Genomic DNA, 8530 nt, shown 5'->3' on the forward strand with positions numbered 1-8530 from the left:
GGAAAGGGGCCGCGCGATGGCGGCCCCCTCCGGTCTCCTGCCTGAACCTGCTTCAGGCGAGCAGGCTGTCCTCGATCAGGTCGAGCAGCTCGCCGTTGAAGGAGATGCCGGTGACATTGCCGTCGCCATCGGTGGTGACGTCGACCGCGATGTCGAAGGTATCGTCCGCCGTGCCCATGCCGTCCGGCGTCGCACCGTCCTCGAGATACTCGACGCCGATCCGCGCGAAGTAGTCGGTGGCGCCATCGAGCGGCTCGACGGTGGTGTCCGGCGCGACGTCGAGACCGGCACCGGTAAGATCGATCCCCGGATCGCTGTCGTCGATCAGGATGCCCACCTCGCCGCTGCCGTCGGTGCCGACGATGGCGAAGGAGACGATGTCGAGCAGGTCCGGGTCGTCGACCAGGCCGGAGAGGCCGAAGGGCGCGGTCTCCGCAACCTCGATCTCGTTGCCGGTGATCCCGCTGAGGATCTCGCTGGCCTCGAGATAGAGCTCCGAGTCGATCTCGATGACGCTGAGCGAGCTCGATGTTCCGGTGAACAGCACGTCGAAATGGGTCTCGACCGTGGCGCCGCCATCGGCATCCGAAGCGGTGATGGCATAGGTGGTCTCGCCGCCGCCATCGGTGGTCTCCACCACTTCGGTCACGTTGAGCGTCGCCAGCACCGCGGCCGGGATGTTCACCGTGGCCAGCGCGTTGCTGGCGAAGCCGTCATAGTCGGTGATGTCGACCAGCTGCTCGTTGACCGGATCCCAGTAGAGGTTGGGGTTGATGTCGGAGACCCGGTTGATGGTCGCCGGGTCGTAGCCCGCCGCCAGGATATCGGCATCGGTCTTGGTCTGGTCGAGCAGCCAGACTTCGCTGCCGCCGCCGAAATCGACCCCGCCCGGATCGACCACCAGGATGCCCTGGCCGAGGTCGCTCGTGTCGGTGAAGTCGAAGATCGGTGCCTCGGTGATGCCGAGCTCGGTGGCGACGTAGTTGGTCAGGTCGATCAGACCGGTATCGGCGATATCGACGCCGCCATTGATGGCATAGACCACGCCGACCGAGCTGTAGGGATCGTAGTCGCGGATCTCGAAGGCATCGAAGACGCCGAACTGCGCGGTGAAGAGATCGAAGAGATCCACCTCCGTCACGCCCACCATCGCGGCGAACTCGGCGCGCAGCTCGAGCACCGTGCCATCGGTGACCGTGCCGTTGGTGAACACCACCGAGGCGCCCTTGATCTGCTTGTTGGCGGCAAGGAAGCCGGTGAAGTTGAACTTCTGCCCGCCAAGAGCCGCCCAGGGCGAGCCGTTGACGTTGATCACGCCGAGATTGGTGGTGGTCTCGAAGCCGGTGATCGAGACCGTGTCGGTCTCGCTCGCGCCGGTCAGCGTGCGCAGATAGTCCTCGGTGTCGACCGGGCTGCGGTCGAAGAAGCTCGCGACCACGATCTCGGTACCGTTCTGGAGACCCTCGGTGCGCAGGCCGAACAGGCCCGGATCGATGAGGCCCTCGACCGGATCGATGTCGCCATCGCTGTCGAGATCGCCCAGCTCGCCGAAATACGGGTCCGGATCGAGGCCCGCCTTGCCGGCGATCAGGCTGTCGCCGCCGGTGACGTCGTCGCCGATCAGGTTCGGGTCATCCGCCGGATCGGGCGCGTTGCGCGATTCCGAGAAGCCCGTGCTGGCGGCGAGCAGGATGGTCTGGTTGGTCTCCGCGCCCTCCTCGCCAAGATACTTGGCCGCACGGCTGAGGGCGGTTCCGATATCGACGGTGTCGAATTCCGCCTGCTCCTCGACGGTCAGATCCTCGACGAAGTCGAACAGGCCGGCGAACATCCCGCTGGCGTTGAGGTTCGACGCGGCGACACTGATATCGGTCACACCGATGCCACCCGCCGCCTGCACGATCGCATCCGCGGTGAGCGGCTGCCCGTTGAACTCGGTCAGCGTGGTGTTGATCGGGCTGCCGGCGGCCGGGCCGGAGGCGATGGTGCGCCCGTCGCTGGCACGGGCATTGGTGACGATCGCGATCTCCTGGTCGCCGCGATCCGACCCCGCCAGCTGCGTGGCCAGTTCCCAGACACCCATGATCGCGAAGTCGACCGGGGTGCCCGCACGGCCCGAGGCGTTGGCGTCGCCCGCCGCAGCATACTGGCCGCCGCCGCCGGTGCCGGCCGCCGGGTTGGAGACGTCGACGATCACCGCGATCGCCTGGCTCTGCGCCCGGTCGGTGGTGATGTTGCCGGCGATGGTGATCTCGTCCGACTGGCCGCTGCCGTCATCGATCAGGCCGGCATCGACATCGTTGTTCACCTCGCCGCGGGCCAGCGTGATCGTGCCGGTCTCGCCGGTGATCACGTCGGCGTCGCTGTCGAGCGCATCGTCGCCGGCATCGGCGGCGGTGAAGGTCAGGCCGCCGTCGGGGGCCAGCACGAAGCGGACCTGGTAGTCGCCCTCGGCGAGGCCGGTGAAGCCGTAGACGCCGTCCACCGTGGTGGTGGTGCCGATCACCGCGCCGCCGCTCAGCAGCTCGACGGTGACGCCGTCGACGCCCGCCTCCGAGCCGCCCTGCAGGCCGTCGCCATCGGCATCGAGCCAGACGAAGTCGCCGATTGCGCCGGTCATCGGGTCCGGCTGCTCGACGAGGCCGGCATCGACGTCGTTGTTCACCTCGCCGCGGGCCAGCGTGATGGTGCCGGTGGTGCCGGTGGCGTCGGCATCGCTGTCGAGCGCGTCATCGCCGGCATCGGCGGTGGTGAAGTCGTAGAGCGAGCCGTCCGGATTGGTGAAGCGGACCTGGTAGTCGCCCTCGGCGAGGCCGGTGAAGCCGTAGACGCCGTCCACCGTGGTGGTGGTGCCGATCACCGCGCCGCCGCTCAGCAGCTCGACGGTGACGCCGTCGACGCCCGCCTCCGAGCCGCCCTGCAGGCCGTCGCCATCGGCATCGAGCCAGACGAAGTCGCCGATTGCGCCGGTCATCGGGTCCGGCTGCTCGACGAGGCCGGCATCGACGTCGTTGTTCACCTCGCCGCGGGCCAGCGTGATGGTGCCGGTGGTGCCGGTGGCGTCGGCATCGCTGTCGAGCGCGTCATCGCCGGCATCGGCGGTGGTGAAGTCGTAGAGCGAGCCGTCCGGATTGGTGAAGCGGACCTGGTAGTCGCCCTCGGCGAGGCCGGTGAAGCCGTAGACGCCGTCCACCGTGGTGGTGGTGCCGATCACCGCGCCGCCGCTCAGCAGCTCGACGGTGACGCCGTCGACGCCCGCCTCCGAGCCGCCCTGCAGGCCATCGCCATCGGCATCGAGCCAGACGAAGTCGCCGATCGCGCCGGTCATCGCGTCGATGAAGCCGGCATCGACATTCTCGGTGGTCTCGCCGCTCACCACGGTGACGCCGAGGACCTCGCCGGTGGTCGGGTCGGCATCGCTGTCGGTCTCGTCGGCGCCGACATCCTGCGCGGTGAAGGCGAGGCCGGTCTCGTCCGGGTTGAGGAAGCGCACGGTGTATTCGCCGGCATCGACATCCGAGAAGATGTAGCTGCCGTCGGCCTCGGCGGTGGTGGTGCCGGTCACGCTGCCATCGGCGGCGATGAGCTGCACCTCGACACCGCCCAGCAGATCGTCGGTGCCGATGTCATACTGGCCGTCGGCGCCGGCATCGAAGAAGGCCTGGCCGGTGATCGCGCCGCCCGGCTCCGCCTCGCCGACGACGGTGATGTTGACCGTCGCGGTGTCGGTGATCGGGGCGTCGCCCTCCTCCACGGTGCGCAGGTTGTCGAGCGCGCCGGAGCCGGCGAGCACGATGGTCATCTTGACCACGTTCGCGCTGTCGCCGCCCGCCGCGGCCGCGGCCGCCGCGATGTCGAAGCCCGGGGCGACGCCGCCATCCACGGTGATCGGGCCCGCGAAGGTGATGGTCGAACCGTCCGCCTTCTCGAGGGTGATCTGCGGGGTCGGCTCCTCGGTATCGATGAAGTCGAGGCTCTCGATGCTCCGCGGGGTGGCGAAGGTGAACTCGAGGGTGCCGCCGCCGGCCTGGTCGTCCGGGTCGGACTGGTCCATGTCCTCGGAGATGATCAGCACGCCGCCCTGACCCACGTTGAGGTCCGGGTCGTTGCCGGTGACCACGCCGTCGGAGTTCAGGATCATCGCCCGGTTGGTCGGATCGCTGCCGCGGGTCGCGAGCACCGAGATGCCGTTGCCGAGATCGCTGACCAGCGCGCCGCCGCCATCCGGGGCCGGGCCGGTGAGGATCTCGAAGTCGAGCGTGGTCTCGGTCGAGGTGGTGCCGCCGGGGCGGGAGACCTCGTAGTCGACCGCGAAGGTGATCGTCTCGTCCTGCTCGAGGCTCTCGAAGTCGTCCACCACGAAGGTGAAGTTGCCGTCGGCGTCGATGGTGAGCGTGCCGGTATACGCGTCGCCGTCCGGCGCGGTCACGATGACCCCGGCCGGCTGGCCGACCGCGAGGGTCTCGCCGGGCTGCAGCGCGACGTTGGACGAGCCGAGCGACAGGCCGGTGACGGTGAGATCGGCGAAGTCGGTGCCGTCCTGCACGCCGCCCGCGACCGGGAAGGGCAGGCCGGTGAAGCCGCGATCGTCGCCGTCGACGATATTGGCGCCGCCGACGGTGGCGTCATCCTGCAGCACCGAGCCGTCCTCGGAGAAGGCATAGTGATCGTCCGCCGGCTCGACCACGATCACGTCCGGGCTCTCGCCGTTGACGGTGATCGTGACATTGGCGGTGCTGGTGGCCGGATCGCCCGGCTCCGTGAGTGCGACGTCGAGGTTGTCGACCGCACCGGAGCCGGCGAGGACGATCTTCAGCTGGACGACATCGGTGGCATCCTCGCCCTGCAGCGCCGCCGCCTGGGCGATGTCGAAGCGCGCCGCCTCGCCGTTGCCGGTGACCGTGCCGTTGAGGGTGACGGTCGAGCCGTCCGCCTTGGTCAGCACGATCTGCGGGGTCGGCTCCTCGGTGTCGATCAGGTCGATGGTGTAGAGCGTGGCGGGGGCATCGAAGTCGAAGATGATGGTGCCGCCGCCGGCATTGTCGTCCGGCGCCGTGTCGGAGCCGTTGTTCTCCTGCACGATCAGCACGTTGGAGAGCTGGCCCGTGGTCGAGGCGCGCAGATCGTTGTCCTCGCCGAACTGCGTGGTGTCGTAGATCCGCGCCACGTCCTGCGAGCTGCCCGGCCGGAAGGCCGAGATGGTCATGCCGTCGATCTGGTCGGTGACGTAGTCGCCGCCGGAGAGGTCGTCGAAGGTGACGGTCTCGCGCACCGTGGTCGAATCCCCGGCGACATCCGAGGTGATGGTGTACTGGAAGGTGGTCGAGACGCTGTCGCCGTCGAACAGCGTGTCCTCGGTGCCGGCATCCGGCACGAAGGTCAGATTGCCGTCGGCGTCCACGGTGGCAATGCCGGTGATGGTCTTGCCGCCGCCGGTCAGGGTCAGCGGGAAGCTGTCGCCCGGGGCATAGTCGGTGCCGTCGACGGTGACCGTGGTCAGCGAGAAGCCGTCGCCGTCCTCGTCGCGGTCGACCAGGCCGTCGGCCGGATCGGCATCGAGGATGATGTTGGCCTGCACGGCCTGGCCGGCGCCGATCTCCTCGTCCTCGTTGATGGTGTAGGCGTTGTCCTCGGCGATCGGCGGGTTGTCGCCGCCGCTGTTGTCGCCGGTGGTGCCGATCACCGTGACGGTGATGGTTGCGGTGTCCACCGGAGCCGGGCCATCGGGCGATTCGGTGCCGATGAGTTTCAGCGAATCCTCGCGCGCGCCGCCGTCGGGGCCGACGCTGGTGGTGCGCAGGCCGAACTCCTGGCCCGTCAGCAGATCGAGGCTCAGCGTCTGACTGGAATGGCTGAGGACGAACTGGGTGAACTGGATGTCGTCGCCCGCCTGGCCCTGGGAGCCGATCTCGACGCCGCCATCGAAGCCGCTGGTGGCGCCGTTCATGTTGGCGCCGTTACCGAGGTTCTTGACGCTGTTGGCGAAGAACTGGGTGGTGCCGACATCCGGGCCGGTGGCGACCAGGCCCGAGAGCAGGCTCTCGTCGGCGACATGGAAGAACAGGCCGCGGATATCGCCGATATCGCCGCCGTTCTCCAGCACCTCGACCGTCACCTGCAGGGTGCCGTTGACCTCGATGATGCGCGCCTGCGCCTCGAAGCCGTCGGGGCCGCTGAAGTCATAGACCAGCTGGTCATGGGTCGTGCCGCCGCCGCCGCCGTTCGGATCGGTGATCTCGTAGGTGAAGGTGGTGGTGCGGGTCTCGCCCGCGGCGAGATCGTCGAAGGCGCCGGCCGCGTTGAAGTCGAACTCGCCATTGGCGTCGAGGGTCGCCACGCCGCCGTTCGAGCCGGCGAGCAGGGTGCCCGGGGCGCCGCTGCCGAAGGCCGAGACGACGGCGCCGTCCGGATCGTCGTTGTCGAGCACGTTGAGATCGACATCGCCGGCGGCCTCGCTGGCCGAGACGATCAGGTCATCGTCGACCGCATCCACCTCGGTCGTGGTGCTGTTCGTGGTGGCGGTGCCCGGATCGGTGGGCGTGTTCTCGGAGGCGACGCCGGTGCTGGAGTTCAGCGCCTCGACCGCCACGTTGTCGACCCGCCAGACCTCGGAGGCGGCGGTGCTGTGCGACTTGAAGCGCAGCTGCACGCTGTCGTTGCCAGCCTCGATGTCGTAGCTCAGCGTGGTGTAGCTGTCCTGGATGAAGCTGCGACCGCTGCTGCCGGTGAAGACCTGCTTCCCGTCGATCCAGTCGGTCGCGTAGAAGGTGTCGATCCGCTCCCAGCCGGAGCCGGTGTTGATCTCGACAGCGAACCAGTCCTCATACTGGTGGCCCTGGGCCTCGTGGCCGCCGCCCTCGGCCTGGATCTCGAAGTTGATCCGGCCGGCGGCGCCATCGAGCTGCGCCGCGACGAACTCGCTCACCGCGTTCTTCTTGTTGCCGACGAGCGTGTCGTACTCGGTGTGATAGCCGGTCTCGTAGGCAATCTCGCTGCGGTCGTTGTTGTCGAAATCGGCGAGCAGCACGGTGGTCGCGTCGAGGCCGCTGTCGAGGTCGGAGGCGAGATCCGCCAGGCCCGCGTCGTAGAGATTCTCGTAGTAGCTGACGCCCGCGCTGTCGCCCTCGAGCGCGATGCTCATGCTGGCCAGCAGCGCGCCGGCCTCGAGCGCGAGATAGCCGACCTCCTCGGAGGTGTGGCTGGTCTCGTCGTTCTTCGACTGCTCTTCCTCGACATAGACGGTGGCGCCGGAGCCATCGACATAGGAGGCCCGCACGGTCGCGGTGTCGCCGCCATCGGTCGACTGCATCTGCGCGAAGAACACCACATTGCCCGAGACGCCGTTGTCGAAGGTGATCTCGTGCTCGTTGTGGGTGACGGTGTCGCCGGTGCTGCCGGCATTGGCGCCGGCGCCCGGATCGATCGCGATCACCGAGACGGTCTCGTTGCCGTGCGCGGTGTGCGCCTCCTCGCCCTGCAGCTTGATCTCGAAGCTGTCGCTGTCGATGTTGCGCAGGCGGGTGGTGACGGCGTCCTCGTCATTCGTGGTGACCGTCTGGGCCAGCACGATCGGCGCCGCGGAGAAGCTGTGGCTGCCGTCGAAGCCGCTGTCGAAGCTGATCTCGGTGAAGCTGTCGGAGACGGTGAAATTCTCGGCGACGATGGTGGAGCCGTCCTCGAGCGTGTGGATGCCCTCGGCGACCGCCATCCAGGAGATGCTCTCCACCGGATGCGCGCCGTTCTGGTATTCCCACTCGTCGATCTGGAAATAGAAGCCGTCGTCGTTGATCCCGTCGGCCCGCATCACCACCGGGTGGCTGCTGTTGGTCGTGTTGACCATCAGGACGACCACCGGGTTGCGGATCGACTGATCGAACGCGATGTAATGCCACTCGTTCGAATTGGACTGCGCGACATCAAGCACGCCGGCCTGACCGATCACCTGTCCCGTGCTGCTGGTCGTCATTGGTTGTCTCCCCAATATCACCGGGCCCTCGCCCGTTCACCCGTCGCTCGCGACGTCACCCCCGGTCACTGACGCCGGTGCTCGAAACTCACGCTGCGAATGCAAATCGGGAAAGACTGCTGCCCCTGGTCGCATCTTGCGACCCTGTCTCACCCTCGCATCCCGCAGCGTGAGGCTGCGACACCGACGTCCGAAGCGCAAGGCCCAAACGTCGAATGCGCGGTTTCCCGCGCGGAAGCGCCGGCGCCTGCAAACGCCGGCCCCATCTCCCGATGCCCCACCCATGGACATCCGCACTCCTGCCATGCACGTTCCGGGCCAACCCTCGAAGAGTTCGATTCGATACCGCCCGGGTACACAACGCGCCCGACGAATCCTTCGGACACCTGCAACTTTGCCGACAAGTTTGGCATAAAGATGGCGCGTGCGGCCTTATTGCCGGGCGGGACTGCGGAACCGGGCAGCCGGGATGCGCGACATGCGCGCCGCTTGCCTGCCGCCGCCGGCTCCGGCTAGCTGACGGGAAACGGAAATTCTGCCCGGCAGGTGATCCGGGCGAGCCTA

1 protein-coding gene is annotated in these 8530 nt (G+C 67.9%); it reads right to left on the reverse strand.

Annotation, left to right across the window (positions count from 1 at the left end; translation table 11 throughout):
- Nucleotides 1-52: 52 nt before the first annotated feature.
- Nucleotides 53-7966 (reverse strand): SdrD B-like domain-containing protein, encoded by a 7914-nt coding sequence (locus tag QSJ97_RS20425; RefSeq protein ID WP_285674056.1) that lies wholly within the window; start codon nucleotides 7964-7966, stop codon nucleotides 53-55.
- Nucleotides 7967-8530: the final 564 nt, after the last annotated feature.

This window comes from Paralimibaculum aggregatum, from assembly GCF_030270585.1.
Taxonomy (GTDB): Bacteria; Pseudomonadota; Alphaproteobacteria; order Rhodobacterales; family Rhodobacteraceae; genus Thermohalobaculum; species Thermohalobaculum aggregatum.